This window comes from Streptomyces sp. NPDC096324, from assembly GCF_044763015.1.
Lineage (GTDB): Bacteria > Actinomycetota > Actinomycetes > Streptomycetales > Streptomycetaceae > Streptomyces.
Genome location: NZ_JBIWFK010000005.1, coordinates 330,432 through 356,391 on the forward strand (window position 1 = coordinate 330,432; position 25,960 = coordinate 356,391).

The 25,960-nt window shown below is 71.1% G+C and carries 21 protein-coding genes; 12 read left to right on the forward strand and 9 right to left on the reverse strand.

Going from position 1 to position 25,960, the window contains the following annotated elements:
* The first annotated feature begins 110 nt into the window (after positions 1–110).
* From ACIQ7M_RS15580 to ACIQ7M_RS15600, 5 genes are all read left to right on the forward strand, one after another.
* Positions 111–2,147 carry a thioredoxin domain-containing protein gene (locus ACIQ7M_RS15580; protein WP_403644038.1) on the forward strand — a complete coding sequence of 679 codons (2,037 nt, stop codon included), beginning with the start codon at positions 111–113 and terminating at the stop codon, positions 2,145–2,147.
* Positions 2,148–2,327: 180 nt separating this feature from the next.
* Positions 2,328–3,590: a glycosyltransferase gene (locus tag ACIQ7M_RS15585; RefSeq protein WP_403644041.1), complete on the forward strand. Its 1,263-nt coding sequence runs from the start codon at positions 2,328–2,330 to the stop codon at positions 3,588–3,590.
* Positions 3,587–5,272: an ArnT family glycosyltransferase gene (locus ACIQ7M_RS15590; protein WP_403644044.1), complete on the forward strand. Its 1,686-nt coding sequence runs from the start codon at positions 3,587–3,589 to the stop codon at positions 5,270–5,272. The genes ACIQ7M_RS15585 and ACIQ7M_RS15590 overlap by 4 nt, the downstream gene beginning before the upstream one ends.
* Positions 5,269–6,465, forward strand: coding sequence for a glycosyltransferase (locus ACIQ7M_RS15595; protein WP_403644047.1), 1,197 nt, complete (start codon positions 5,269–5,271; stop codon positions 6,463–6,465). The genes ACIQ7M_RS15590 and ACIQ7M_RS15595 overlap by 4 nt, the downstream gene beginning before the upstream one ends.
* Before the next feature lie 143 nt (positions 6,466–6,608).
* Entirely contained in the window at positions 6,609–8,873 is a 2,265-nt protein-coding gene (locus ACIQ7M_RS15600; protein WP_403644568.1) for a galactose oxidase-like domain-containing protein, read from the forward strand.
* A gap of 63 nt (positions 8,874–8,936) precedes the next feature.
* On the opposite strand, the gene ACIQ7M_RS15605 is transcribed toward ACIQ7M_RS15600, so the two are convergent.
* The 4 genes from ACIQ7M_RS15605 to ACIQ7M_RS15620 form a co-directional block, all read right to left on the reverse strand.
* Positions 8,937–9,662, reverse strand: a complete 726-nt coding sequence (locus ACIQ7M_RS15605) for a Mut7-C RNAse domain-containing protein (protein ID WP_355763538.1) — start codon at positions 9,660–9,662, stop codon at positions 8,937–8,939.
* Positions 9,663–9,666: 4 nt separating this feature from the next.
* Entirely contained in the window at positions 9,667–10,329 is a 663-nt protein-coding gene (locus ACIQ7M_RS15610) for a TetR family transcriptional regulator (RefSeq protein ID WP_355763541.1), read from the reverse strand.
* A gap of 5 nt (positions 10,330–10,334) precedes the next feature.
* A complete protein-coding gene (locus ACIQ7M_RS15615; protein ID WP_403644052.1) occupies positions 10,335–11,900 on the reverse strand; it encodes an MFS transporter in 1,566 nt (521 codons plus the stop codon).
* Positions 11,901–12,092: 192 nt separating this feature from the next.
* Positions 12,093–12,806, reverse strand: a complete 714-nt coding sequence (locus ACIQ7M_RS15620; protein WP_403644055.1) for a hemolysin III family protein — start codon at positions 12,804–12,806, stop codon at positions 12,093–12,095.
* Between the two features lie 323 nt (positions 12,807–13,129).
* On the opposite strand from ACIQ7M_RS15620, the gene ACIQ7M_RS15625 reads away from it, so the two are divergent.
* The 7 genes from ACIQ7M_RS15625 (at position 13,130) to ACIQ7M_RS15655 (ending at position 20,766) form a co-directional block, all read left to right on the forward strand.
* Positions 13,130–14,956: a phosphoenolpyruvate carboxykinase (GTP) gene (locus tag ACIQ7M_RS15625; protein ID WP_389845818.1), complete on the forward strand. Its 1,827-nt coding sequence runs from the start codon at positions 13,130–13,132 to the stop codon at positions 14,954–14,956.
* 243 nt (positions 14,957–15,199) lie between these two features.
* Positions 15,200–16,162, forward strand: coding sequence for a serine/threonine-protein kinase (locus ACIQ7M_RS15630; RefSeq protein ID WP_355772092.1), 963 nt, complete (start codon positions 15,200–15,202; stop codon positions 16,160–16,162).
* Positions 16,149–16,613, forward strand: a complete 465-nt coding sequence (locus ACIQ7M_RS15635) for a hypothetical protein (protein ID WP_355772095.1) — start codon at positions 16,149–16,151, stop codon at positions 16,611–16,613. Before ACIQ7M_RS15630 ends, ACIQ7M_RS15635 begins: the two co-directional genes overlap by 14 nt.
* A gap of 117 nt (positions 16,614–16,730) precedes the next feature.
* Entirely contained in the window at positions 16,731–17,981 is a 1,251-nt protein-coding gene (locus ACIQ7M_RS15640; protein ID WP_403644060.1) for a hypothetical protein, read from the forward strand.
* A 17-nt stretch (positions 17,982–17,998) separates the two neighbouring features.
* The gene (locus tag ACIQ7M_RS15645; RefSeq protein ID WP_355772101.1) at positions 17,999–18,760 is read left to right on the forward strand and encodes a hypothetical protein; all 762 of its coding nucleotides are present in this window, start codon (positions 17,999–18,001) and stop codon (positions 18,758–18,760) included.
* 27 nt (positions 18,761–18,787) lie between these two features.
* Positions 18,788–19,594: a PP2C family serine/threonine-protein phosphatase gene (locus ACIQ7M_RS15650; protein ID WP_403644064.1), complete on the forward strand. Its 807-nt coding sequence runs from the start codon at positions 18,788–18,790 to the stop codon at positions 19,592–19,594.
* Positions 19,591–20,766: a hypothetical protein gene (locus ACIQ7M_RS15655; protein ID WP_355772106.1), complete on the forward strand. Its 1,176-nt coding sequence runs from the start codon at positions 19,591–19,593 to the stop codon at positions 20,764–20,766. Before ACIQ7M_RS15650 ends, ACIQ7M_RS15655 begins: the two co-directional genes overlap by 4 nt.
* 19 nt (positions 20,767–20,785) lie before the next feature.
* Here the strand turns inward: ACIQ7M_RS15655 and ACIQ7M_RS15660 are convergent, their stop codons facing one another.
* From ACIQ7M_RS15660 to ACIQ7M_RS15680, 5 genes are all read right to left on the reverse strand, one after another.
* Positions 20,786–21,394, reverse strand: a complete 609-nt coding sequence (locus ACIQ7M_RS15660) for a hypothetical protein (RefSeq protein ID WP_403644068.1) — start codon at positions 21,392–21,394, stop codon at positions 20,786–20,788.
* Entirely contained in the window at positions 21,381–22,922 is a 1,542-nt protein-coding gene (locus tag ACIQ7M_RS15665; RefSeq protein ID WP_403644071.1) for a substrate-binding domain-containing protein, read from the reverse strand. The genes ACIQ7M_RS15660 and ACIQ7M_RS15665 overlap by 14 nt, the downstream gene beginning before the upstream one ends.
* Positions 22,919–24,091, reverse strand: coding sequence for a toxic anion resistance protein (locus tag ACIQ7M_RS15670; protein WP_386982738.1), 1,173 nt, complete (start codon positions 24,089–24,091; stop codon positions 22,919–22,921). Before ACIQ7M_RS15670 ends, ACIQ7M_RS15665 begins: the two co-directional genes overlap by 4 nt.
* Positions 24,092–24,095: 4 nt before the next feature.
* Entirely contained in the window at positions 24,096–25,178 is a 1,083-nt protein-coding gene (locus ACIQ7M_RS15675; protein WP_403644075.1) for a substrate-binding domain-containing protein, read from the reverse strand.
* Between the two features lie 286 nt (positions 25,179–25,464).
* The gene (locus ACIQ7M_RS15680) at positions 25,465–25,893 is read right to left on the reverse strand and encodes a hypothetical protein (protein WP_403644078.1); all 429 of its coding nucleotides are present in this window, start codon (positions 25,891–25,893) and stop codon (positions 25,465–25,467) included.
* Positions 25,894–25,960 lie beyond the last annotated feature (67 nt).

Genomic DNA, 25,960 nt, shown 5'->3' on the forward strand with positions numbered 1-25,960 from the left:
TCCCCCTCCGGCAGCAACTCCCTGGCCTATGAGTGTCCTTCGACCACGACGCGAGCGCGAGGGGGCGTCGATCATTCGTGCCGTCCCGGACGCCGTGGGAGAGTGGCAGAGTGAACCGACTGGCCCATGAGACGTCCCCGTATCTGCTCCAGCACGCCGACAACCCCGTCGACTGGTGGCCGTGGTCGGCCGAGGCCTTCGACGAGGCCCGCAGAAGCAACCGGCCCGTTCTGCTGAGTGTCGGGTACAGCGCCTGTCACTGGTGCCATGTCATGGCCCACGAGTCCTTCGAGGACGAGGCGACGGCCGCCTATCTGAACGAGCACTTCGTCAGCGTCAAGGTCGACCGCGAGGAGAGGCCCGACGTCGACGCCGTCTACATGGAGGCGGTGCAGGCGGCGACCGGGCAGGGCGGCTGGCCGATGACCGTGTTCCTGACCCCGGAGGCCGAGCCGTTCTACTTCGGCACCTACTTCCCGCCCGAGCCCCGCCACGGCATGGCGTCCTTCCGGCAGGTGCTGGAGGGCGTGGCGAGCGCATGGAGCGACAGGCGGGACGAGGTCGCCGAGGTCGCGGGGAAGATCACGCGGGATCTCGCCGAGCGGGAGATGGCCTTCGGGGACAGCCGGGTGCCGGGCGAGGAGGAGCTGGCCGGCGCGCTGCTCGGACTCACCCGGGACTACGACGCCGCGTGCGGAGGGTTCGGTGGCGCGCCCAAGTTCCCGCCGTCCATGGTGATCGAGTTCCTGCTGCGCCACCACGCGCGGACCGGCTCCGAGGGCGCTCTGCAGATGGCCGTGGACACCTGTGAGCGGATGGCGCGCGGTGGTCTCTACGATCAGCTCGGCGGTGGCTTCGCCCGCTACTCCGTCGACCGGGACTGGGTGGTCCCGCACTTCGAAAAGATGCTCTACGATAACGCCCTCCTCTGCCGTGTCTACGCGCATCTGTGGCGTTCCACCGGGTCCGAGCTCGCGCGGCGGGTCGCGTTGGAGACCGCGGAGTTCATGGTGCGTGAACTGCGGACCGTCGAGGGCGGGTTCGCCTCGGCGCTCGACGCGGACAGTGATGACGGCACCGGCAGGCATGTCGAGGGCGCCTACTACGTGTGGACGCCGGCGCGGCTGCGTGAGGTGCTCGGGGACGCGGACGCCGACTTCGCGGCGCGGTACTTCGGGGTCACCGAAGAGGGCACCTTCGAGGAGGGTGCCTCCGTCCTGCAGTTGCCGCGGCAGGAGGAGGTCTTCGACGCGGACAGGCTCGCCTCGGTGCGGGAGCGGCTGCTCGCGGCGCGGGACGGGCGGCCCGCCCCCGGGCGCGACGACAAGGTGGTCGCCGCCTGGAACGGGCTCGCGGTGGCCGCCCTCGCGGAGACCGGCGCCTACTTCGACCGCCCCGACCTGGTGGAGGCCGCGATCGGCGCCGCCGACCTCCTCGTACGGCTGCATATGGACGACCGGGCGCGGCTGGTGCGTACGAGCAAGGACGGCCGGGCCGGCGCCCACGCGGGGGTGCTGGAGGACTACGCGGACGTCGCCGAGGGCTTCCTCGCGCTGGCGTCCGTGACCGGGGAGGGGGTCTGGCTGGAGTTCGCCGGGTTCCTGCTCGACCATGTCCTCGCGCAGTTCACGGACGCCGAGTCGGGTGCGCTGTACGACACGGCGGCCGACGCGGAGCGGCTGATCCGCCGCCCGCAGGACCCCACCGACAACGCCACGCCCTCGGGGTGGAGCGCGGCGGCCGGGGCGCTGCTGTCGTACAGCGCGCAGACCGGCGCGGAGCCCCATCGCACCGCGGCCGAGCGGGCGCTCGGTGTCGTGAGGGCGCTCGGACCGCGGGCGCCCCGTTTCATCGGGTGGGGGCTCGCGGTGGCCGAGGCGCTGCTCGACGGACCCCGGGAGGTTGCGGTGGTGGGTGAGGCGGGTGATCCGGACACAACAGCCTTGCGGCGTGCGGCACTTCTGGGCACCGCGCCGGGGGCCGTCGTGGCGGTGGGTGCTCCGGAGAGCGACGAGTTGCCGCTCCTGTCCGGGCGCCCTCTGGTGGACGGGAAGCCGGCCGCGTACGTCTGCCGAAACTTCGTCTGCGACGTCCCGACGACCGATCCCGACCGGCTCCGCGCGGTCCTGAACGGCCGAAACACGTAACCCCCAACCGGCCCAAACGCCCCCAGAGAGAGGTTTGTTCGGCAATTTGACCGAGCGTGATGAAACACGCTCTTCATCGGGGCAACCCGTGTCCTTCACAGATCACCCATAGCTTCTGCGTGGGGTCGTGGCAGCCGTTACGTGCTGTCACGACGGGGGTTCTGGGATCTGGGGGGATCTGTGCTCACGTCTGTCTTCATCGCCGCCGTTTCTCTGGCGCTCTTCTGGATGGCGGCCTTCACCCTGTGGTGGCAGATGCACGCGTGGCGTACGCCCGAAGTGCTGGCCTCCACCCGGTTCGGCCGTCCGGACGGGGGTGAGAGCCTGTCCTTCTCGCTGTTGCTGCCCGCGCGGCACGAGCAGGCGGTGCTCGACCACACCATCCGGCGACTGCTGGAATCCGGCCACATGGACTTCGAGATCATCGTCATCGTGGGGCACGACGACCCGGAGACCACCGAGGTGGCCCGGAGCGCGGAGGCGCGCGACCCGCGGGTGCGGGTCGTCGTCGACCACCACGAGCGGAAGAACAAGCCGAAGGCCATGAACACGGCCCTGCCGCACTGCCGCGGTGAGGTCGTCGGGGTCTTCGACGCCGAGGACCAGGTGCATCCCGAGCTGCTCGCCCACGTCGACCACGCCTTTCGCACGACTGAGGCGGACGTCGTCCAGGGCGGGGTGCAGCTCATCAACTTCCACTCGAGCTGGTACAGCCTGCGCAACTGCCTGGAGTACTTCTTCTGGTTCCGGTCGCGCCTCCACCTGCACGCGCAGAAGGGGTTCATCCCGCTCGGCGGCAACACCGTCTTCGTGCGGACGCGGGTCCTGCGGGAGGCGGGCGGCTGGGACCCCGACTGCCTCGCGGAGGACTGCGATCTGGGCGTACGGCTGTCCAGCGTCGGCAAGAAGGTCGTCGTCGCCTACGACTCCGGCATGGTGACGAAGGAGGAGACTCCCGGTTCGCTGATGTCGCTGCTCAGACAGCGCACCCGCTGGAACCAGGGCTTCCTGCAGGTGTACCGCAAGCGCGACTGGAAGCAACTGCCCACCTTCGGGCAGAGGTTGCTCGCCCGCTACACGCTCATGACGCCGTACCTCCAGGCGGTCACCGGGGTGATCATCCCGCTCAACGTGGCGGTCGCGCTCTTCCTCGACGTGCCCGTCGGGATCGCGTTCATCACCTTCCTGCCGGCCGTGACCGCCCTGGTCACCTTCGTGTTCGAGATCGTCGGGCTGCACGACTTCGGCAAGCAGTACGGACTGCGCGTCCGCGCCGTGCACTACCTGAAGCTCGTCGCCGGCGGGCCCTTCTACCAGGTCCTGCTCGCGGGTGCCGCCGTACGCGCCGTCTGGCGTGAACAACAGGGGCGCAACGACTGGGAGTTGACCAGTCACGCCGGCGCGCATCTCACCGAGGCGATCCGAGAGGACGTTCCCGCGTGACCTCCACCCTTCCCGCGGCGGCCACACCCACGGCCCCCGCGCAGCGGCCGCCCGCGCCCGGAAACCTCCCGGCACGGCTCACCGGCCCGTTCCTCCGGGGCTCACGCCCCGATCTGATCCTGTGCCTGGCGCTGCTCACGGCGATCCTCGCCGTGCAGGGCTGGAACATCGCCGCCTATCCGGCCCTCAGCGACGACGAGGGCACCTACCTCGCCCAGGCCTGGGCAGTCCAGCAGGGCAAGGGCCTGGCCCACTACACGTACTGGTACGACCATCCACCGCTCGGCTGGATCCAGCTTGCCCTGCTGACCTGGGTCCCCGCGCACCTCAGCCCGTCCCTGATGACCGTCGGCTCCATGCGTTTCGTGATGCTCCTGGTCAGCGCGGCGAGCGCGGTCCTGCTGTACGTCCTCGCGCGCCGGCTGTCCCTCCCGCGCTGGGCGGCGGGGCTCGCGATGGTCCTCTTCGGGCTGTCCCCGCTCTCGGTCGTGCTCCAGCGGGAGATCTTCCTCGACAACATCGCGGTGACGTGGACACTGCTCGCGTTCTGTCTGGCCGCGTCGCCGAGCCGTCACCTGTGGCACCACTTCGGCGCGGGCCTCGCGGCCGCCGCCGCCGTGCTCACCAAGGAGACGATGCTGGTCGTCCTGCCCGCGCTGTTCGTCACGATGTGGCGGCACAGCCACCGCGACACCCGCAAGTTCGCGATCACCGGCGCCGTCACGGCCTGCGTGCTGATCGGCACCGCGTATCCGCTCTTCGCCCTGCTCAAGGGCGAGTTGCTCCCCGGCGGCGGACATGTCTCGCTGTGGGAGGGCATCACCTACCAGATGAGCCGCCCCGGTTCCGGATTCCTCCTGGAACGCGGCACCGGCTCGTACGGCGTCCTCCATTCCTGGCTCTACTACGACCGGGTGCTGCCGCTCGGCGGGCTCGCCGGCGCGCTGCTGCTCCTGGTCACCCTCCGCCGGTCGGTGACGGCCCGCGCCCTGGCCGGTCCCGCGCTCGCGGTGGCGATCCTCGCCGTGGTGGCGCTGCGCCCGAACGGCTACCTGCCCGCCATGTACGTCGTCCAGGCCCTGCCCTTCCTCGCCCTCGTCCTCGCCGGGGGCGCCGCGAGCGTCGCCCACGCCGTGCTGCGCAGACGGCGCACGACACAGGAGCCCGCCCATGTCACGTGGGGGCGCCGGGGACTGGCGGCGGTACTCGTGGTCGCCGCGGGTTCCTATGTCGTGCCCCGCTGGTACGACGGTGACCGCACCGCGGTGACGGCCGACGCCAACGCCCCCTACCGGGCGGCCTCCTCCTGGCTGCGGACCGAGGTGAAGGACCCCGGGGACACCCGGGTCCTGGTCGACGACGGGCTCTGGCTCGACCTCGTGCACGACGGCTACCGGCCGGGTCTCGGCGCCATCTGGTTCTACAAGGCCGACCTCGACCCCGCCGTCACGAAGACCATGCCGCGGGGCTGGAAGGACCTCGACTACGTGGTCGCCTCCCCGACGGTACGGCGTGACGCGGCCGACCTGCCGAACGTGAAGGCCGCGATCGAGCACTCCACTCCCGTCGCCACCTTCGGCACGGGCGAGGACCGCATCGAGATCCGGCGGATCGACGGGTCCGGCGACACCGGTGACATCAACGGCACCACCACCACGGCCCGTTCCGGAGGCAGTCGATGAACAGCTTCGAGAGCATGGTCCCGCAGACACTGGGCGATCCGGCGGTCCGCGCCGCCGGGATCCCGGAGCCCGGTGCCGTCACCATCGTCGTGCCGACCTTCAACGAGTCGGCGAACATACGGCAGTTGCTGCGCCAGATCACCGCGTCGGTGCCGGCGCGGCTGCCCTGCGAGGTCGTCTTCGTGGACGACTCCACGGACGACACCCCCGAGGTGATCGCCGAGGCCGCGCGGGACTGCCCGTTCCCGGTGAGCGTGCTGCACCGCGAGGAGCCCGAGGGCGGGCTCGGCGGCGCGGTGGTGGAGGGACTGAAGGCGGCGACCTCCCAGTGGATCGTCGTCATGGACGGGGACTGCCAGCATCCGCCGTCCCTGATACCGGAGTTGATCGCCTCGGGGGAACGCGCGCACGCGGGCCTCGTGGTCGCCAGCCGGTACATCAAGGGCGGCAGCAGGGAAGGGCTCGCGGGCGGTTACCGGATCGCGGTGTCGCGCGGCGCGACCTGGCTGACCAAGGCGCTCTTCCCGCGCCGGCTGCGCGGCATCAGCGACCCGATGAGCGGGTTCTTCGCGATCCGGCGCAGCGCGGTCACCGCCGAGGTCCTGCGGCCGCTCGGCTACAAGATCCTGCTGGAGCTGGCCGTGCGCAGCCGCCCCCGCCAGGTCACCGAGGTGCCCTTCGTCTTCCAGGACCGTTTCGCGGGCGAGTCCAAGTCGTCGGCGGCGGAGGGCCTGCGGTTCCTGCGTCATCTCGTCGGGCTGCGCACCGCCTCGCCGGTGGCCCGCATGACGGTCTTCGGGCTGATCGGCGCCACCGGCTTCCTGCCGAACCTGCTCGGCCTGTACGCGCTCACCGCCGCCGGACTGCACTACGTACCGGCGGAGATCCTCGCCAACCAGCTCGGCGTGGCCTGGAACTTCCTGCTCATCGAGCATCTGCTGTTCCGCGAACGCCGACGGCACCGCAAGGGCTGGGACCGGGCGGGCCGGTTCGCGCTGCTCGCCAACGCCGATCTGGTGCTGCGCATCCCGCTGATCGCGCTCTTCGTACGCCACCTCGGGATGGGCGTGCTGTCCGCCACGGCCCTGGCCCTGGTGACGACCTTCGTCCTGCGCTTCGCCGGGACCGAGGCGCTGGTGTATCTGCCGCGCCGCGGCGGGCGTGGGAGCCGCGGGGCGGGGAGGACGGCGTGAGACCACGGACGGGACCACGACGGAGGACCGCTCTGCTGGCCGTGACGGGCCTCGCCGCCGGACTGCTGCTGGTGTCGCCGCAGCCCGCGTCCGCCGCCAACCTCGTCACCAACCCGGGCTTCGAGACCGACGGCACCGACGGCATGCCGTCCTGCTGGGAGAAGTCCGGCTGGGGCGACAACGACTTCACCTTCGCGACCGTGTCCGACGCCCACTCGGGCACCAAGGCCATGAAGGTCACGCTGACCCGCCGGGTGGACGGCGACCGCAAGGCGCTGATCACCGAGTCCACCGCGTGCGCGCCGGTCGTCACGGCGGGCCGGCAGTACGACCTCGGGCTCTACTACAGGACGACGACCCCCGACGCGGCGATCACGCTGTTCCGGCACGACACCACGGCGGGCTGGCAGTACTGGACCGACCTCAAGACCCTGGACATGGCGGCGGCCTGGACGCCGGCGACGGTGCGCACCCCGGCCGTCCCGGCGGGCACCGACCGGATCACCTGGGGCGTCTCCGTGTACGGCACGGGCTCGGCGACCACCGACGACTACACGATGGAACAGGTCTCCGAGCCGATTCCGCCGGCCACCTGCACGGGCACGGCCGACGAGTGCGCGAACGGGAGGTGGACGGTCCTGCCCACGCAGAACCCCGTCCGCTCCATGCACTCCGTCGTGCTCAACAACGGCAAGGTGCTGCTGATCGCGGGCTCCGGGAACAGCGAGGAGAACTTCACCGCGGGCACGTTCACCTCAGCGGTCTACAACCCGGCGACCGGCTCGTACAAGGTGATCCCCACACCCAAGGACATGTTCTGCTCCGGGCATGTCCAGCTCGCCGACGGACGGGTGCTGGTGCTCAGCGGCAACAAGGCCTTCCCGGTCGCGGGCGGGCACGGGTACGAGGGGTACAAGGAGTCGTACCTCTTCGACCCGGTCACCGAGACGTACAGCAGGACGAACGACCTCAACGACGGCCACTGGTACCCGTCGGCCACCGAGCTGGGCAACGGCGACATCATCTCGTTCGGCGGTCTGCGCGAGGACTCGTCCGGCTCGGTGACGGCCGAGCGCTGGTCGAACGCGCAGCAGCAATGGCTGCCGCTGTGGCAGGTCAACCAGACCTGGTCGTTCTGGGGCCTGTACCCGTCGATGATCCTGATGCAGGACGGGCGGCTCTTCTACTCGGGCAGCCACGTCTTCGGCAACGGCACCCCGGGCACGGGTTCCGCGGTCTACGACTACGACGCCAACACCACCACCGCGGTCCCCGGTCTGCGGAACAAGGACGAACGCGACCAGTCCGCGAGCGTGCTGCTGCCTCCCGCGCAGGACCAGAAGGTCCTCACCCTCGGCGGCGGCAACATCGACTCCAACCCGGCCGCGAACCGGCTCACCGACATCATCGACCTCAAGGCGGCGAACCCGGCGTACACGATGGGCCCGAAGATCCCGCAGGGCACGGTCGACGTCGGCAACGGCAAGGTCGCCCAGACCGGCGAGCAGGGCAAGATGTACGTGTCCGCCGTGCTGCTGCCCGACGGCAAGGTCCTGGAGACGGGCGGAGCGCTGCACAACCGCGCCGATCCCGTGTACGAGGCGTCGATCTTCGACCCGGCGACCTCGACGTTCGACCCGGTGGCCGCCGACCCGGAGGCCCGCGGGTACCACTCCTCGGCGTTCCTGCTGCCCGACGGCCGGGTGATGGCCACCGGCGACAACCCGGGCAACGGCACGTGGAACCACGACGTGTCGATCTACACCCCGCCGTACCTCCTCAAGGGCCCCCGCCCGACGATCACTTCGGTGATCGACAAGGAGTGGGTGTACGGGGACACGCAGCGCATCACCGTCGACCGGCCCGTCGTGAAGGCCGAGTTGATCAGGCCCGCCGCGGTCACCCACTCGTCCGACCCCAACCAGCGCTTCGTGGACCTGCCGCTGAGCGTGGACGGGAACAACGTCGACCTCAACGTGACGAGCAACCCGAACCTGGCGCCGCCCGGCTGGTACATGCTCTTCGCGGTGGACGCCAACGGCGTTCCCTCGGTGGCCGAGTGGGTGCATCTCCAGGGCCCCTCCGCGCTCGCCGCGGACACCGCGTCGGCGCACGTCCACTCCTTCGCCGACTCCCTGACGGGAACCGTCACCGGGGCGGACCGGAAACGGACCTCGCAGAAGGTGTCCACCACGATCTCCGGCTGCGACCGGCACTACGGCTCGGTCAACGTCTGTGTGCCGACGGTCTTCCCGGAGGGGGTGAAGAAGACGACGGCCTCCCGCTGCGCCTGGCTGAAGAAGAACGACTACGGACGGCTCAGGATCAACGGCAAGGACGATCCCCTGGGACTCGACCCCAGTGGGGACGGACTGGCCTGCGGCGCGAAGGATCTGATCAGGCGTTAGGCGCGGCGCCGGGGCCGTGCGTCCCGGCGCCGGACGGATCCCGCGGACGCCCGCGGGACCGCGTCAGGTCCCGAACTCCGCGAGGGCGCGTTCCACGACGGTCTCCAGCCGGTCGTGGTGCGCGCCCTTCCAGTAGGCGCGCCCGCACTCGGCGCACTGGGCGAAGACGTCGTACGACCGCTCGGTGCCGCTCTCGAGCTGGTCCGCGACCTGTTCCTTGGTGGCCCGGGCGAGCAGGCCGTTGCAGGCGGTGCAGCGCGTCCAGGGCCGCAGCTCGGGCGCGAACCGGCCGAGTACGTCGCGGAGTTGGTCGTCGGGCTGGGTGCTGTAGACAAAGCCGCCGGCCCACAGTTCGCGGCGGTGCAGCAGACCGCGGTCGCGGCTGAGCAGGACGCGGCGCTCGGCGGCCGAACGGGCGGCGAGCGCCGGGTCGCCGATGTCGGTGGACTCGTACGCCGTGTCGACCCCGAGCAGGCGCATCCGGCGGGCGAGGGTGCCGAGGTGGACGTCCAGGAGGAAGCGCAGCGGCGCGCCGGGTACCCGCTGGGGGCGTTCGACGGCGCGGACCCGCACGGACTCGTCCGCGGCCGGGATGTGCGAGAAGGGCACCTCGCGCCCGTCCACGACCAGGGCGCCGACCTCGGTGAGCGGGACCCCCAGCGACTCGACGACATGGCCGAGGGTGGAAGAGCCGTCGGTGCCGACGGGGGTGACCCCGGAGCGGCGGGCGTGCGGGACGAACAGCCCCAGTTCGGGGGCGAATTCGATGTGGATCTCCGGTCCGTTCACGCCGTCAGGATGTCATGCGGGGTGTGTTCCGGTCCTGCGGGTTTCGCGGCGGCAGACCGTGCTCCAGGACGTTCACGGTGCGTTCGACGAGATCGGCGAGGTCGTCCCCCTGGCCGGTCTCGGCCCAGTACAGGGAGGTCTCCATCAGGGCGCCGATCAGCGACATCGCGAAGACCCGGACCTCCAGGCCGTCCGGGTCCCGGCCCGAGCGCTCCCCGATGACCCGGCTCAGCAGCCGCCCGGTGACGGACATGCTCTCCATCATCCGCGAACGCACCGCGGGCACCTCGACCATCAGCCGGGTGCGGAGCCTGCTGACCTCGGGATCCTCCGCGGTACCGACGCCGACGGCCTTCCTGAGCACATGACGCAGGGAGTCGAACCACGGCTCGTCCGCGGGGCGTTCGCGCAGCTCCTGTTCGAGGAGCGGGTCGTACTCGTCCGTGAGGACGATGTCCTCCTTGGTGGGGAAGTAGCGGAACACCGTGGAGGGGGAGACCTCGGCCGCCTCCGCGATCTGCTCGATCGTCGTGGCGTCGTACCCCTGCCGCTCGATCAGCCGGTACGTCGCCTCGCGGATCGCGATGCGGGTCTTGATCTTCTTCCGTTCGCGGAGCCCCGGCTGGGGCTCCGCGGCGGGAGTGGAACTCTGTGCGGTGGCGGCCATGGGTCTTATTGTCCGGCATCGGCCGTGGCCGGTGCCATGTCGGTGCCCTCCTCGGACGTGGGGGCGGACCGCGGCCGGTTCGGCAGCAGGGCCGCCGCCAGCAGGGCGGTGACCAGCGCAGCTATCCCGCTGACCAGCAGGACCAGGTCCATGCCGTGGATGTACGCGGCGTTCGCGGAGGCTTCGAGAGCCCGGTCGCCGAGCCGGCCGGCGACGACGTGGGCGCCGACCACCGAGTCGTCGGCGGTCCGCGCGGCGGCGCGCGGCAGCGCGGAGGTGTCGAGCCGGTCGGCGTAGGTGCTCGCGAGCAGCGAGCCGAGCAGGGCGATGCCGATCGCGCTGCCCACCTGGCGGACCGTCATCAGCAGTCCGGAGCCGCTGCCGGCCCGGTCGCGGGGGAGTGCGCCGAGGGCGGTGGACATCGCGGGCACCACGGCGAAGCCGAAGCCGAGTCCCGCCACGGTCAGCCACAGGGCGGTGGCCCCGTACCCGTCGTCGACGGTCGTACGGCTGCCGAGGAACGCGGCGAAGGCGAGGACGACGAGACCCGCGCTGATCACCGCGCGGGGCCCGAAGCGGGTGACGAGCGGCTGTGCGCCCCGGGAGGCGATCAGCAGCCCGCCCATCATCGGCAGCAGCCGGACGCCGGTCGCGAGGGCGTCGTGGCCGAGGACCGCCTGGAGGTACTGCGGCAGCACGAACATCAGGCCCGAGAGGACGAACATGACGAGCGTCGCGGCGAGGGTGTTGAGCAGGAAGCCGCGCTGTGCGAGCAGGGCCAGGTCCAGCATCGGGCGGGGGCTGCGGCGTTCGCGGACGACGAGCAGGGCGATCAGGACGACGGAGGCGGCGAAGCAGCCGAGGACGAGCGGGTCGCCCCAGCCGCGGGACGGGGCTTCGATGATCGCGTAGACGAGGACGCTGAGACCGACCGCGGTGAGCGCGGTGGAGAGGGCGTCCACCCGGGGTGAGGCGGGGTCACGGGTCTCGGGGAGCAGGAGGACGCACGCCGTGATGCCGATGGCGGCCATCGGCACGTTGACCAGGAAGACGGATCCCCACCAGAAGTGGTTCAGCAGCCAGCCGCCGATGATCGGGCCGAGCGGCAGACCCAGCGCCGAGGCGGCGGAGACGGCTCCGACCGCCTTGGTGCGCTCGTCCGGTCCGAACAGCGAGGGCAGTACGGCGAGCGCGAGCGGCATCACGAGCGCGCCGCCGACGCCCATCAGGGCCCGGGCGGCGATCACCCAGGTGACGTCGTCGACGAGGGCGCCCGCCAGGGAGCCGGCCAGGAAGACCACGAGCCCGGTGATGAGCATCCGGCGCCGCCCGAAGCGGTCGCCGAGCAGTCCCGCCGGGAGCATCAGGGAGGCGAAGACGACGACGTACGCGTCCGCCATCCACTGCTGCTCACCGGTGGACGCGCCGAGGTCCCGGGCCATCGTCGGCAGTGCCACGTTGAGGATCGTCATGTCGAAGCCGAGCACGAGCATGCTCGCGACCAGGGCCCCGAGGGCCCACCAGCGTCGGGGGTCGCGCCGAACGGCGTCGTCCTGCGTGAGAGTCACCATGAAATGAGAGTAGCTCTCAAAAGAGGTGAGGTGTCAATCAAGTACAACTTTCAGTTGGAGGCGGATGTCGTCGCGGCGGTGCGCGGTGGCCGCGCGATGTCCCGCGGTGGCCGGGCGATGGCCGGAAACGCGCAGTGGCCGCGGCTGGGGAGCCGCGGCCACTGGGAAGGGCGAAGGGGTGGGGGGTGGGGATCAGCCGTGCTGGTAGGCCACCAGGGAGATGCCGACGTAGTGCACGATGAACGCGGCGAGGGTCAGCGAGTGGAAGACCTCGTGGAATCCGAACCAGCGCGGTGACGGGTTGGGCTTCTTGATCCCGTAGATCACTCCGCCCGCGCTGTAGAGCAGTCCGCCGACGATCACCAGGACGAGGACGGCGATGCCGCCGGTGCGCATGAAGTCGGGCAGGAAGAAGACGGCCGCCCAGCCCATCGCGATGTAGCACGGCGTGTAGAGCCAGCGCGGGGCGCCGACCCAGAACACCCGGAAGGCGATGCCGGCCGCCGCGGCGGCCCAGATGCTCCACAGGAGCCACTGCCCCTTGGCCTCCGGCAGCAGGAGCATGGTCAGCGGGGTGTAGGTGCCCGCGATGATCAGGAAGATGTTCGCGTGGTCGAGTCTGCGCAGGACGCCGTCCATCCGCGGGCTCCAGTCGCCGCGGTGGTACAGGGCGCTCACGCCGAACAGGAGGCAGGCGGTCAGGGCGAAGATTCCGCAGGCGATGCGGCCACGGGGCGAGTCCGCCAGGGCGGTGAGGACCAGTCCGGAGACGAGGGCGGCCGGAAACATGCCGAGGTGCAGCCAGCCGCGGAGCTTGGGCTTGATCTCTTCCGACAAGGATGGCGCGACGGACGTCCGGCCGGCGGCCGGCGAGTCCGTGGGCGCGTCGGGGACGGACGCAGTCATGCGCCGAATCGTACCTACGGAACCGTAAGTTACGCGTCAGTCCCGCATAAGCGAGCACCGATAGTGGCCATGATCTCACGCCATTGGCGGGCGCCGCCGGAGTACTCGCGGTGAACCCGGGGTGAGCGGGCGGAAACCTCCCCGGAAGTGGCGATGCTCACTCCGCTCAGGTGTGAGGCCCTCTGGACATATGCGCGCCCCGGTCGGATCATCAAATGAGTGCGGTCGGCACCGGATGAGCGCCAGGGGTTCCATCACCGTGAAGCATCCGGGTCGCAGCCCCCACGGGGCACAACAACAAAACCCCTCATTTAGGAGCAATCGTGGCGCGCGACATCGCGGCTCCCGTCCCGACCAACCACAAGGAACTGATCTCGTGGGTCAACGAGATCGCCGAACTGACCGAGCCGGACAGTGTGGTCTGGTGCGACGGATCCGAGGCCGAGTACGAGCGACTGAGTGAGGAGCTCGTCCGCAAGGGCACCTTCAAGAAGCTCGACCCGATCAAGCGCCCCAACTCCTACTACGCCGCCTCCGACCCGACCGATGTCGCGCGGGTCGAGGACCGGACGTTCATCTGCTCCGAGAAGGAGCAGGACGCGGGCCCGACCAACCACTGGAAGGCCCCCGCCGAGATGCGGGAGATCTTCCAGGGCCAGGGCGGTGAGGGCGGCGTCTTCCGCGGCTCGATGCGCGGTCGCACGATGTACGTCGTCCCGTTCTGCATGGGCCCGCTCGGCTCCGACCTCTCCGCGATCGGCGTCGAGATCACCGACTCCGCCTACGTCGCCGTGTCCATGCGCACCATGACCCGCATGGGACAGCCGGTCCTGGACGAACTCGGCACCGACGGGTTCTTCGTGCGTGCCGTGCACACGCTCGGAGCGCCGCTGGCCGAGGGCGAGGCCGACGTGCCGTGGCCCTGCAACTCCACGAAGTACATCTCCCACTTCCCCGAGACCCGCGAGATCTGGTCGTACGGCTCCGGCTACGGCGGCAACGCCCTGCTCGGCAAGAAGTGCTACGCCCTGCGCATAGCCTCCGTGATGGCGCGCGACGAGGGCTGGCTCGCCGAGCACATGCTGATCCTCAAGCTGACGCCGCCGCAGGGCGAGTCGAAGTACGTCGCCGCCGCCTTCCCGAGCGCCTGCGGCAAGACCAACCTCGCCATGCTGGAGCCCACGATCTCCGGCTGGACGGTCGAGACCATCGGCGACGACATCGCCTGGATGCGGTTCGGCGAGGACGGCCGCCTCTACGCGATCAACCCCGAGGCCGGCTTCTTCGGTGTCGCCCCGGGCACCGGTGAGCACACCAACGCCAACGCGATGAAGACGCTGTGGGGCAACTCCGTCTTCACCAACGTCGCGCTCACCGACGACAACGACATCTGGTGGGAGGGCATGACGGAGGAGACTCCGGCCCACCTGACCGACTGGAAGGGCAACGACTGGACCCCCGAGTCCGGCACGCCCGCCGCGCACCCCAACGCCCGCTTCACGACGCCCGCCTCGCAGTGCCCGATCATCGCGCCCGAGTGGGAGGACCCCAAGGGCGTGCCGATCTCGGCGATCCTCTTCGGCGGCCGCCGCGCCACCGCCGTCCCGCTGGTGACGGAGTCCTTCGACTGGAACCACGGTGTCTTCCTCGGCGCGAACGTCGCCTCCGAGAAGACCGCCGCCGCCGAGGGCAAGGTCGGCGAGCTGCGCCGCGACCCCTTCGCCATGCTGCCGTTCTGCGGCTACAACATGGGCGACTACATGGGCCACTGGGTCGACGTCGCCAAGGGCAAGGACCAGGCGAAGCTCCCGAAGATCTACTACGTGAACTGGTTCCGCAAGAACGACGCGGGCAAGTTCGTCTGGCCCGGCTTCGGCGAGAACAGCCGCGTCCTGAAGTGGATCGTCGAGCGCCTCGACGGCAAGGCCGAGGGCGTCGAGACCCCGATCGGCGTCCTGCCGACCCGGGAGTCCCTCGACACCGACGGTCTCGAACTGGCCGACGACGACCTCGACTTCCTGCTCACGGTCGACAAGGAGGTCTGGCGCGAGGAGGCCGGACTGGTCCCCGAGCACCTCAACACCTTCGGCGAGCACACGCCGACGGAGCTGTGGGACGAGTACCGCGCACTGGTGCAGCGCCTGGGCTGACGCCCTCAACCACTCCGCGGCCGAACCGAGTTGCCCTGACCTGCGACCGTTGCGGCGGTCGGCCGCGGTGACCGCACCCGCCGGGGTTCCGCGCGCATCCGCGCGGGACCCCGGCCTTTTTCGTCCCCCGCGCCCCGCCCGTGCCGGAACGGCTGAAAAAGCGCGGATTTCGAGGGACACTCCTGACATCTGCATTGGACCCCGAAATGAGGTGGCGGGGTGCGTACGCCTGTCAGTGACCCCATGAAGATCGGTCCGTACCGCATCGTGGGCCGGCTCGGCTCCGGCGGCATGGGATGGGTGTATCTCGGCCGCTCGCCCGCCGGGCGCGAGGTCGCGGTCAAGGTGGTGCGGCCCGAACTGGCCGCGGAGCGCGAGTTCCGGGAGCGCTTCGCCCGCGAGGTCGCCGCGGCGCGCGTGGTTAGCGGCGCCTACACCGCGGCCGTGGTCGACGCCGACACCGAGGCCGAACTGCCCTGGCTGGCCACCCTGTACGTGGCCGGTCCCTCACTCGCCGAGGCGGTCCGCACCGACGGACCCCTGCCCGAGCCGCAGGTACGGCGGCTCGGCGCGGGCCTGGTCGAGGCGTTGCAGGCCATCCACGCCGCACGCGTCGTGCACCGCGACCTCAAACCGGCCAACGTGCTCCTCGCCTCCGACGGCCCGCGCGTCATCGACTTCGGGATCTCCCGTGTGGACGGGGCCCCCGGACTCACCCAGGTCGGCGTCGTCGTCGGCACCCCGCCCTACATGTCCCCCGAGCAGATCAGGGGCGCCAAGGTGGGCCCGGAGAGCGACGTCTTCTCCCTCGGCGGGGTCCTGGTGTACGCGCTCACCGGACGTCCGCCGCACGGCAGCGGAGAGGCAGTGCGCCACCGCGTGGCCTTCGACGACCCCGAACTCGACGGCATCGCGGGCCCGATGCGGGAACTGGTCGCGCGCTGTCTGGCGAAGCGGCCCGAGGACCGGCCCCGGCTGGACCGGCTCCTGGCCGGGCTGCTGGAGCAGGAGCCCCGGCAGGCCGACTGGCCGCCGCCCACCGTCGCCCACACCATCCGGGCGCGCACCCAGGATCTGATGAAGCGCCGCAAGGAGAGCACCAGCGTGTCCGTACCCTCCTGTCTGCTGTCGCACGCCCAGGCACTGCTCGACGCCGGACTGACCGACGCGATGGTCGCCGAGGCGGTGGGCCGTGGCGACGCCTGACTCCTTTTCCGGCCGGAACCGGGAGATCCTCGAAATCGGAACGCACTGGCGACAGTTGGTGCAGACCTGGGTGGCGAGACGGAATTTCCACACGGTGACCGACACCGTTTCCGTCTCCATGCGATTCGACCTGGAGGAAACGGGCCGGATGGTCACCGTCCGATTCATGACGACGAAGAGACTGCTGGTCGCATTCGCCACCGACGGGCATTTCCTGCGCAAGGACCAACTGGCCCTCGCCGCCGCCGCGTCGAACGCGTGGAACACCGAACAGCTCCATCCCATGCTGTCCGTGTGGGACGTACGGGGCCCGCGCCCCTGTCTCGCAGGTGTGTGCGACCTTCCGCTGACCTGTCGAATGACGCAAACAGATTTCGATGCTTTGGCCAGTGATTGGGTGGAGCGGGCGAGACAGATGTTCACCCGATGCCATCAGGTGTTCGAGTTGTAGAAGTGATGTCCCCCGCGTTTCTCAAACCCTTCCGGACGCCCGCCGGTTTCCGCCACTATGGGCGAGTGCCTTTCAGGGCCACGGGGGTGTTGTGTCAGGGCCACGGGGGGTCTTTTCATGCGGCGTTCGCTTTCCCTCATCATGCTCTCCGGGCTTCTGACCGCATTGGCTCCGGGGACGCCGGCCACCGCGGCCGAGCCGTGCGGCGGCACGTTCGAGCAGCGTCTCGACTGCTGGGCCCGCTCGGCCGGCGAGGGCACGGTCCGCGTCACCGTCGACCGGAGCCTGTCGTTCGACGGCAGGGCCGCGAACCGCAAGGGCTTCGAGCAGGCCCTGGCGGACCGGAGCCGCAATCTCCTGGTCGAGGTGCCGTCGGGCGCCCACACCGGCGAGGGCGGATCGGCACTCCTCGTCCTGGCGGACCACGAGCGCAGGCTCGTCGCGGACGACGCCGTCGTCGACCCGCTGAAGCCCTCGACCGTGGAGGAACTGGCCGCCCGCGGTGCCTGCGCCCCCGAGAAGAAGGGTGACCTGTGCGCCCGGCTCGGCAAGGGCCGACTGACCGGAGCGGACCTGGTCCGTTTCGGCCTGGCCACCGGCCTCTCCCGCGCGGACACCGTCAGCGGCTCCGGAGCCGGCTCGTCCGCGAACCCCGGCGGCGACGAGACCGCCACCGGGCAACAGGGACAGGGACAGGGCCAAGGGCAGAGTCAGACGCAGGGGCAGGGGCAGGGGCAGGACACCGGGAAGGCCGGCGACACGGGCCGGGACCCCGGAACCTCCACCGACCAGGCCGGCGACGCCGGCTGGGACACCGCCACCGCGGTGCTCACCGTCCTGTGCGCCGTGCTCGTCCTGCTGCTCGGCATCCTGCTCTTCCTGATCCGCCGCTCCGCCAGGTCCGTCGCCGTCGGCACGCTGTCCAGGCGTTCGCTCGCCGTGCCGGGCGTCGGTGCCGTACCGGCCGGGACGGCGCCCCGGCCCCGCACCCGCCCCCGTACCCCCTCGCCCGACGAGGCCACGACCCGTACCCGTGTGTCCGACGAGGCCGGTGCCCGTCCCCGTACACAGATGCCCGACGAGGCCACCACCCGCCTCCGGGCCACGCCGGCGCCCCGCAGCCACGGTCGGCGCGTCGGCAACGTACCGGGACCCGCCCGGCCCGCCGTCGTACGCACCGAACTGCACCCGCAGGGCTATGTCGAGGTGGACCACGTGCTGTACCGGGCGGTGTGGGCCGAGCCGGGCCGACCGCCGCCCGCGCCCGGCGGACTCGTCGACGTCACCGAGGCCGGGGAGCGGGACTCCGACGTCCTCTACGCGTTCCCCCCGACACCCGGACGGCACGCCAAAGCGGCCCGGCCCTGAGACCAGGAGAGACCCACATGCACAGCGACTACCCGCCCACCCTGCCGGCGGAGTACGCCGACATCGAGTTCGAGAACAACGCGCAGCGGCTGCCGCTGGTCCTCTGCCTCGACATCTCCAGCTCCATGGCGGGTCAGCCCATCCAGACGCTCAACAACGCGCTCGCGGAGTGGACCCGGGAACTGCACGACGACGTCAGCCTCAGCTACAGCGTCGAGGTCGCCCTGGTCACCTTCGGCGGCCAGGGCGTCGCCGCCTGGCGCGGACCCCAGCTCCTGCCCACGCACGCGCCCGTGAGCCCCTTCGTGCCGGCGCACATGTTCCACCCGCCGCAGCTCGCCGCCGCCGGGGTCACCCTGATGACCGAGGCACTCGAACTGTCGATGAACATCGTCGCCGCCCGCAAGGCCGAGCTGCGCGCCTCCGGACTCCAGTACTACCGGCCGCAGATCTGCCTCGTCACCGACGGGCTGCCCACCGACGCGACGGGCCATCTCACCGACTCCTGGCACCGGTTGATCCCGGTCCTCGCGGATGAGCAGCAGGCCCGCCGCTTCCGGCTGTACGCGATCGGCGTCGGCGGCATCACGGACCGCGGCGAGCAGGTGCTCCGGTCCTTCGCGCCGAAGTTCAACGCCCGGCTCCAGGGATTCCCGTTCCGCGAACTGCTCCAGATGATGTCCGCGAGCGCCAACGCCGAGCAGAAGGGCGCGGGCGACGAGGTCTTCGAGAAGATCTTCAGCCAGTTCAAGACACAGCGCCCGGCCTGGGAATCGTGACCGATGACCCGATGGGACTCCTGAGTGATGACGGCAGCCGACGAGCGGGACACGCCGTGGCGGATCCACGGAATGAGCGTCGAGGGATACCGGCACCGCCGCCAGGGACAGCCCTGCCAGGACGCCTGCGGGCACACGGTGACGGCGTCCGTCGCGGTCCTCGCCGTCGCCGACGGCGCGGGCAGCCGGCCGCGCTCCGAGGAGGGCGCCCGGCTCGCGGTGGAGCTGGCCACCGAGCACTTCGCGCGCCGGGCCGCCACCGTGGCGGACCGGCGCCCCGGCGAGGCGGTGCGTGAACTGCTGCGGGACGCCTTCCACGACGTGTGCAAGGTGTTCCTGGACCGCACGGGCCCCGACGCGGCGGACTTCGCGACCACGCTCACCGTGGTCGTGCTCGCACGGGGCTGGCTCGGCCATCTGTCCCTCGGGGACGGCTTCGTCGTCCTGCGGGCCGGTACGGAGGACGGTGAGCGGCAGTTCCATCTCCTGCCGCAGCCGGCCGCGGCCAGCGAGTACAGCAACGAGACGGTCTTCCTCACCTCGCCGGACGCGGCCCGCTGGGTGCACACCGACTGTGTGTCCGACGAAGGGATCGACGGGGTGCTGCTGTCCACCGACGGACTGGCGCAGGCCGCGCTCAACCGGTCCTCGGGCGGCGCGCTGTCCCCGAACACCTCCTTCGCCGAGGCCGTGTTCCGCTCCCTGGACGTCCCCGGACCGGTGACGGCGAGCGCCCACGAGGGCCTGGGGACCCTGCTCCGGTCGGACCGGCTCACCGCGCTCAACGCCGACGACAAGACCCTGCTGCGGGCCGTACTCAAGGCGCGCCCATGAGCGGGCGCACGGTGTTCCTGGACGGCAGGCCGGTGACCCTCGCCGAGCTGCCCCTGAAGGGCGGCGGCCAGGCGGCCGTCTTCCCGGTCGTCGGCGACGACGGCATCGTCGTCAAGCTGTACCGCGAGACGCCGGGGCCCAAGGAGGAGCAGCGGCTCAAGCGGATGCTGACGATGTCCCCGCTCGTGACCCGTCCCACCGACGCCTCCCAGCCGCCCGAACTGGCCTGGCCCACCGCGCTCGCGCGCGGCCCGAAGGGCGAGTTCCTCGGCTACGCCATGCGCCGCTTCGGCGAGCCCCAGCACGTCCAGCTCATCGGCCTGTTCACGCGCGCCCAGCGGCTCAAGCTGTTCGCCGACCGGGCCGACTGGCGCTTCCTGCTCGGCGTCGCCTGGAACCTCGCGTTCATGACGGCGCGCATGCACTACGACGATCTCGTCATCGGCGACTTCTCCAGCAGCAACGTCGTCGTCGACGCCAACGGGTTCGTCACCTTCCTCGACTGCGACTCGATCGCCTTCAACGACCCGGTGACCGGGGAGCTGTTCCCCTGTCTGATGCACACCACCGACTACTCGTCCCCCGAGCGGCAGGCGGGCGGCCCCGCCACCCGGGCCACGGACGAGTTCGCCCTCGCCGTCCTCGTCTACCAGCTCCTGACGGCCGGGAACCACCCCTTCGGCGGCGTCCCGCACGACAGCGCGTCCGAGTCGACGGTCAAGGACAACATCGCCGCCAGCATCTCCTACGTCGTGCGCCCGGAGCGGGTCGTCATTCCGCGCGGCACCATCGACCCCTCCGTGCTCCCGCCCGAACTCCTCGCGCTGGCCCGCACCGCCTTCGGCCCCGGGGTGCAGGACCCGGCCACCCGGCCGTCCGCGGAGGCGTGGCTGCGCGCCCTCGACAAGGAACGAGCGCTCGTACGGGTCTGCCCGGCCCGTCCGCTGCACGCGTTCGGCTCGCATCTGCCCTCGTGCCCCTGGTGCGGCAGGGCGGCGCTCACGGGGCACGACGTGTTCAACGTCCCGGCCTCGGTCGCGGCGCCCGGCGTGCCCCGGCCCCAGCCGCAGCAGCCGGTTCCGACGCCGGGCGAGCCGTGGCCCACGGGGCTGAAGGTGGCGCTGCTGATCCTGGCGGTGGTGATCCTGGTGGTGATCGTGGCGAACGCCTGACCCGCGAACGGCCCTCGGGTCACTGCGAGCGGCCGCGGTCCTCCAGGTAGCGGGTGTGGGACTCCTGGCGCCGCGCCTCCGTCTCGCGCAGGGCCGCCGCGAGCCGGTCCGACTCCTCCTGGAGCACGGTGAGCTGACGCTCCAGGTGGCGCTCGGGCGGTTCGGTGCCGGGGGCCAGCCGGGTCCACCACCGGGTGCGGACGAAGGTGTCGACCGCTTCCGGGATGTCCTGGCGTACGGCACGCGACAGGGCGTGTACGCCCTCGGCGTCCTGGGCGAGGATCTCGGCGACCCAGCCCGGGTCGAGCAGGGCGGCGAGGACCCCGGTCAGCTCGGTGAGCCGGCCGGCCGCCGCCGGAGGCAGCTCGACGCCGTCCAGGTACTCCCGCAGCTTGCCGAAGTCGACGCGCAGTTCGGCCAGTTGGGCGGAGGGGTCGGGGAAGTCGGGCGGGGCGGGGCGCTCCGGCGGCGCGATCAGCGCGCCCGCGCCGTACAGACCCGCCACGACGACCGGCCAGTACGGGCCCGCGAGACCGGTGAAGGTCAGCGCGAGTCCGGCGATCCCGCAGGCGCTGCCGGCGAGGTTCTTGCGCGATTCGAGGAAGCCGAGGAGCTTACTGGTAGCCACGGATCTCCTCGAAGGCGCCGTCGAGCGAGCCCTTGCGGGCGTCGAAGAGACGGCCGCCGGTCAGGTCGGCGATGTGCTGGAGCTCGCCGCGGTCGGAGTCGCCGAACAGGATGGGGAAGACCGGGATCTCCCGCTGTCCGCCGGGCAGCCGGCCGTAGAAGTCGTCGAAGTCGGAGGGGCTCGCGCCCCTGGTGTTCTCGCCGTCCGTCATCAGGACGATCGAGGTGAACGTGTCGTCGTCGGCGCCCAGATGCTCGTACGCCTTCTCCAGCGAGGTGTAGATCGCGGTGTCGCCGTCGGCGCTCAGCGCGCGGGTGTCCTCGCGGATGGCGTCGAGCCCGGCCTTCGGGTTCGCGGGGCGGACCACATGCGTACGGACGCTCTTGACCTTCGAGCCGAACGGCATCAGCGTCACCTCCTCGCGGTCGCGGAAGTCGCCGGTCAGATCGCCGAGGGACTTCTTGAGCCGGTCGAGACGGTCGCCGTCCATCGAGCCGGAGGTGTCGAGGACGTACACCGTCCGGGACGGGCGGCGCAGCGTGTTCTCGTAGGAGTCGAGGAGATGGTCGGCGACGGACCGTTGGCCGGGGAAGGGGAGTTCACGCCGTCGTCCGGTGTCGAGTCCGGCCGCCGGGGCGACGGAGGCGACGACCGGGCGGCGGTGGGTCCGCTCGGTGATCAGCTTCTGGGCGGCCGGCGCGCGCAGCGCCTCGGCGAGGCGCCGGACGGTGTCCCGGGTGTCCTTGGAGGACGCGGCGAGGGAGGAGAGCGGATAGTCGGCCGTCACGACGCCGTCGCGCGGGCGGATGACGGTCAGGCCCTTCACGCCCTTGAGGACGGACTCGTAGTTGAGCAGGGCGTCCACGGTGCCGCGGCGTTCGTAGGCGGTGGCGAGCCAGCCCGACGAACCCGACGTGAGTTTCTGTCCCTTGAAGAACGCGCGCAGCCGGGGGGTCGCCTCGGCCACGTCGGCGTCCGTGAGCGCCGACTGGGCGCCGGACAGCGCGGAGGCCACCGAGATCAGCGTGGAGAAACCGGAGTTGGAGCGTGCCGGATCGGTCATGCCGTACGTGAGTCTCCCGTCCGCCACGGCCTTCTCCACCTGTGACCAGGTGACGTCCTCCGGCTTCCAGCCGAGGGCGCGCACCGTGGCCGACTTCACGCCGATGGCCACCGGGCTCGACATGACGGGCGTCTCCGAGACGACCTTCCTCGCGGCCTCGGGACGCAGATGCAGATAGGCGTTGGAGGACAGCCACAGGGCGTCGTACCGGTCGTCCGACGCGCCCCGCGCGATCAGGTCCACGGCGGCGAGGGTGCCCATGTAGGTGGGCCTGACCTTGATGCCGGTGTCCCGCTCGATCCGGTCGAGCACCGGCTTCATGTCGCCCAGTTCGCTGGAGGCGAGGACCCGCAGGGTGCCGGACCGCGGCTTCCCGTCGTCCCCGGACGGTGATTCCCCCTGGGCCGTGCAGGCCGTCAGGGCGAGCAGGGCGACGGCGGCCGCCGCCCGTCGGAGCGCTCTCATCCGTTCCCGCCCTCCAGGGCGCCCCGCGTACGGCTGCGCTCCAAGTAGGCTCCGGCGTTCTGGAGTTCGGAGGTCAGGGACTCCACGGTCGCGGCCATCGTCTCGGTCGCCCTGACCTTGTACGTGTCGATCGCGTCGAGGGTGCGGTAGATCTCCTGGAAGGCGGTGCGCAGGGTCTCGGCGCCGACGGCCGGGTCGGCGGCGATGCGCTGGATCTCCCCGCTCTGGGTGGACAGCATCTCGGCGTTGCCGCGGATGAGGTCCTCCGTCGTGCCGCGCAGGGCGTTGACCTGTTCGACGACCTTGCGCTGGTTGTCGAGCGCGGAGGCGAGCATCACGGAGATGCGCAGCGCGGAGACCGTGGTGGTGGCCGCGCGGTCGACGCCCTTGATCAGTTCGTCGTTGTTGCGCCGGACCACGTCCATCGCCAGATAGCCCTGGGCGCACACCGCGAGCTGGGTGAGCAGGTCCTGGTGCTTCTGCCGGACGGGGAAGAGCACGTCGGAGCGGAGCGTGTCGGCCTGCGCGGGGTCGGCGGCGTCGACTCCCGCGATGTGCGTCTCGACGGCGGTGTCCAGGGCCTGGGTGAGCACGACGTACTCCTGGAGCTTGCCCATCGTCTCCCAGAGCCGGACGCGTTCGGTCTGGAGGGCCGCGTTGTCCCGGCGCAGTTCGTCCTGGCCGCCGCGCAGCGAACCGACGATCTTGTTCAACGTGCCCTGTGCGGAGGCGTACTTGGCGACGTGGTCGCGCAGCTTGTTGCCGCCCGGCAGCCGGGACAGGAACTTCCTGCCCTTGCTCGCGGACAGGTCGCGCGGGTCCAGGTCCTCGACCACGCGCCGGAGTTCGACGAGCGAGCCGGCGACGTGCGACTGCGCGTCCTCGCCCTTGGAGGGCAGGCTGCGGATCGTGCGCTCCAGCATGCGGTTGGACTGGGAGGCGGCGCCGCGCATCTCGGTGGCCCCGAGTCCGGCGATCTCCCCGACCTTGCCGGCGAACTCGGGTGAGCGGGCGTCCAGGACGGCGAGACCGTCGATGTACTCCGCGGCCCTGCGCGCCATTTCGTCCCGCACCCCCGGGTCGACGGGGACGAGCCCGCCCGCCTTCTCGGGTGGCACGGGGGCCACGGCCTCGGGCGGTGTGAGGGTGAACGTGTCGTCGGTGCTCATGTGCTCATTCCCCCTGGTTCCCGGCCCGGCGCGCCATCTCGTGCAGCACCTTGTAGGCAGGCACGGGCGCCTGCCGGACGCCGGTCAGCTTCTGGTTGAGATAGGTGGAGCGGTCGGCGGTGGCCGCCGCGAACTCGCCGGTGGCGCCCTGCGGACGGAACCCGTGCTTGACGGCCAGGCGGCGCAACGTCGGGTCGGTGCTGAGGAGTTCACCCAGCGCGCGGCCTTCGGGCGTGAGCGGTACGACCGTGTGGTCGCTGTTGGCGGTGGTGTCCGGGTAGAGCACCGTGAGGTCTCCGGCGTCCTGGCCCTCGGTGAGCAGCGCGGCGACCTGTGACTCGTAGACGAGGACGAGCGGGTTGCCGGCGCCGCTGACGAAGTCGTGGAACGCGGCGTCGGTGGTGGGCTGCTGGGCGCCCTGGACGCTGATGAGCTGATGCATCAGGGACGCGGTGCGGCCGATGGCGGCGTTGTCGGTGGCCACGCGCCCGCCGTCGGCGACGTAGGACGCGGCGGCGAGGTAGAGGGCGCCCGAGTTGGAGGTCTCCGGGTCGGTGCTGGCGATGTACAGCGTGCCGGTCAGTTCACCGTGCGCCTCGGTGCCCTTGAGCTGCTGCCAGGTCCGCGCGTGCCTGGCAGCGTCGAGGTAGGCGGCCATCTTCAGGGCGCCGGTGTTCTTGTCGAGGGTGGCCAGTCCGTTGGCGGCGAGGACCTCGGCCGCGCTGCGGTGGGCCACCACGACGAGGGGTGAGTAGAAGGGCCGGGGCAGCGGCTGGCGGACGTGGTACTTGTCCGCGAGCTCGTCGGCCGGGGCCTGGCTGGAAGGGAAGGCGAAGTCGTACCCCTTGAGGCTGCGGCCGTCCATGGCCCAGGACCCGGAGGTCTCCGTCTTCACGGTGTAGCCCTTGGCGGCGAGGGCCTTCACCACATCCGGATCGGCGAAGAACTCCGCCTTCTCCGAACCGATCACTCCTTGCACGGTCTTCGTTGCCGTGCCCTTGTCCTGACCAGTGCGGCCCGCGACGACGGCTGCTGCCACTCCGCCGATCAACAGGACCGCCAGGACGATTCCCGCGATGCGTCTCACGCCTGGAGCGTGCACCTCGGAATCCAACGTTCCCCGTCCCCGGGGGTGAACACGGGGTGACCACCGGGTCCCGGTACGCAACCGGAGGAGGGGCCGCCGCTCTTCGGGCGGCGCGGGGCCCCGCGCGGGTGGACGGGGTGGGTGTGGCACCCGGTCCGCGCGTCAGTTCGAAGACGCGCGGACCGGGGCCGTACGGGGCCTCGGGCCCGGGGCCCGAGGAGTCGGCCAGGAGGCCGGAGGTCCGGCCCGGAGGCCGGGGGGTGGCCGGCGGGGAGCCGGAGGTCTGTCAGCGGGCCGCCAGCTCGCGCGGTTCGGCGGCGGAGGCGTGGGCGTCCATGCGCTCGGCGGAGAGGATCGCCGCGGCGGTGTCGGCGCGGGAGGCGGCGACGACCAGGGCGCGGCCCGCCAGCGCGTGGGCCCGCCGGTGGAGGGTCACGAGGTGGGACTCCTCGGGCTCGGAGGCGGCCGGGGTGGCCTGCGCGCGGAGCGGGGCGCCGCCGCGCAGCCGGGTGACCTGCTCGGTGAGCCGTTCGGCGCCCGCGTCCAGGTCGGCGGACGGGGTGAGCGCGCGGATCTCGTCCGTGACGGCGAGCAGTGCCGCGAGGTGGCCGGCGAGCTGGATGTCCAGCTCCTCCTCGCGCGACCGGTGGGGGAAGTCGGAGGAGGGGGCGCCGACCGTCGTGTGGACCGACTTCGAGCGGATCGGTTCGTACATGGAATGGCCTCCTGTGCCTGACAGGAAGCCATCCTAGCTTGGAATTCGTCTAAAGTTGAGCTGGTTC

What these genes read in the sequence shown, in the direction of transcription:
- ACIQ7M_RS15680 (WP_403644078.1), bottom strand. Translation starts at nt 25,893, where the DNA reads ATGTACGAACCGATCCGCTCGAAGTCGGTCCACACGACGGTCGGCGCC.
- ACIQ7M_RS15615 (WP_403644052.1), bottom strand. Translation starts at nt 11,900, where the DNA reads ATGGTGACTCTCACGCAGGACGACGCCGTTCGGCGCGACCCCCGACGC.
- ACIQ7M_RS15665 (WP_403644071.1), bottom strand. Translation starts at nt 22,922, where the DNA reads ATGAGAGCGCTCCGACGGGCGGCGGCCGCCGTCGCCCTGCTCGCCCTG.
- ACIQ7M_RS15610 (WP_355763541.1), bottom strand. Translation starts at nt 10,329, where the DNA reads ATGGCCGCCACCGCACAGAGTTCCACTCCCGCCGCGGAGCCCCAGCCG.
- ACIQ7M_RS15650 (WP_403644064.1), top strand. Translation starts at nt 18,788, where the DNA reads ATGACGGCAGCCGACGAGCGGGACACGCCGTGGCGGATCCACGGAATG.
- ACIQ7M_RS15630 (WP_355772092.1), top strand. Translation starts at nt 15,200, where the DNA reads ATGAAGATCGGTCCGTACCGCATCGTGGGCCGGCTCGGCTCCGGCGGC.
- ACIQ7M_RS15620 (WP_403644055.1), bottom strand. Translation starts at nt 12,806, where the DNA reads ATGACTGCGTCCGTCCCCGACGCGCCCACGGACTCGCCGGCCGCCGGC.
- ACIQ7M_RS15655 (WP_355772106.1), top strand. Translation starts at nt 19,591, where the DNA reads ATGAGCGGGCGCACGGTGTTCCTGGACGGCAGGCCGGTGACCCTCGCC.
- ACIQ7M_RS15595 (WP_403644047.1), top strand. Translation starts at nt 5,269, where the DNA reads ATGAACAGCTTCGAGAGCATGGTCCCGCAGACACTGGGCGATCCGGCG.
- ACIQ7M_RS15645 (WP_355772101.1), top strand. Translation starts at nt 17,999, where the DNA reads ATGCACAGCGACTACCCGCCCACCCTGCCGGCGGAGTACGCCGACATC.
- ACIQ7M_RS15600 (WP_403644568.1), top strand. Translation starts at nt 6,609, where the DNA reads ATGCCGTCCTGCTGGGAGAAGTCCGGCTGGGGCGACAACGACTTCACC.
- ACIQ7M_RS15670 (WP_386982738.1), bottom strand. Translation starts at nt 24,091, where the DNA reads ATGAGCACCGACGACACGTTCACCCTCACACCGCCCGAGGCCGTGGCC.
- ACIQ7M_RS15640 (WP_403644060.1), top strand. Translation starts at nt 16,731, where the DNA reads ATGCGGCGTTCGCTTTCCCTCATCATGCTCTCCGGGCTTCTGACCGCA.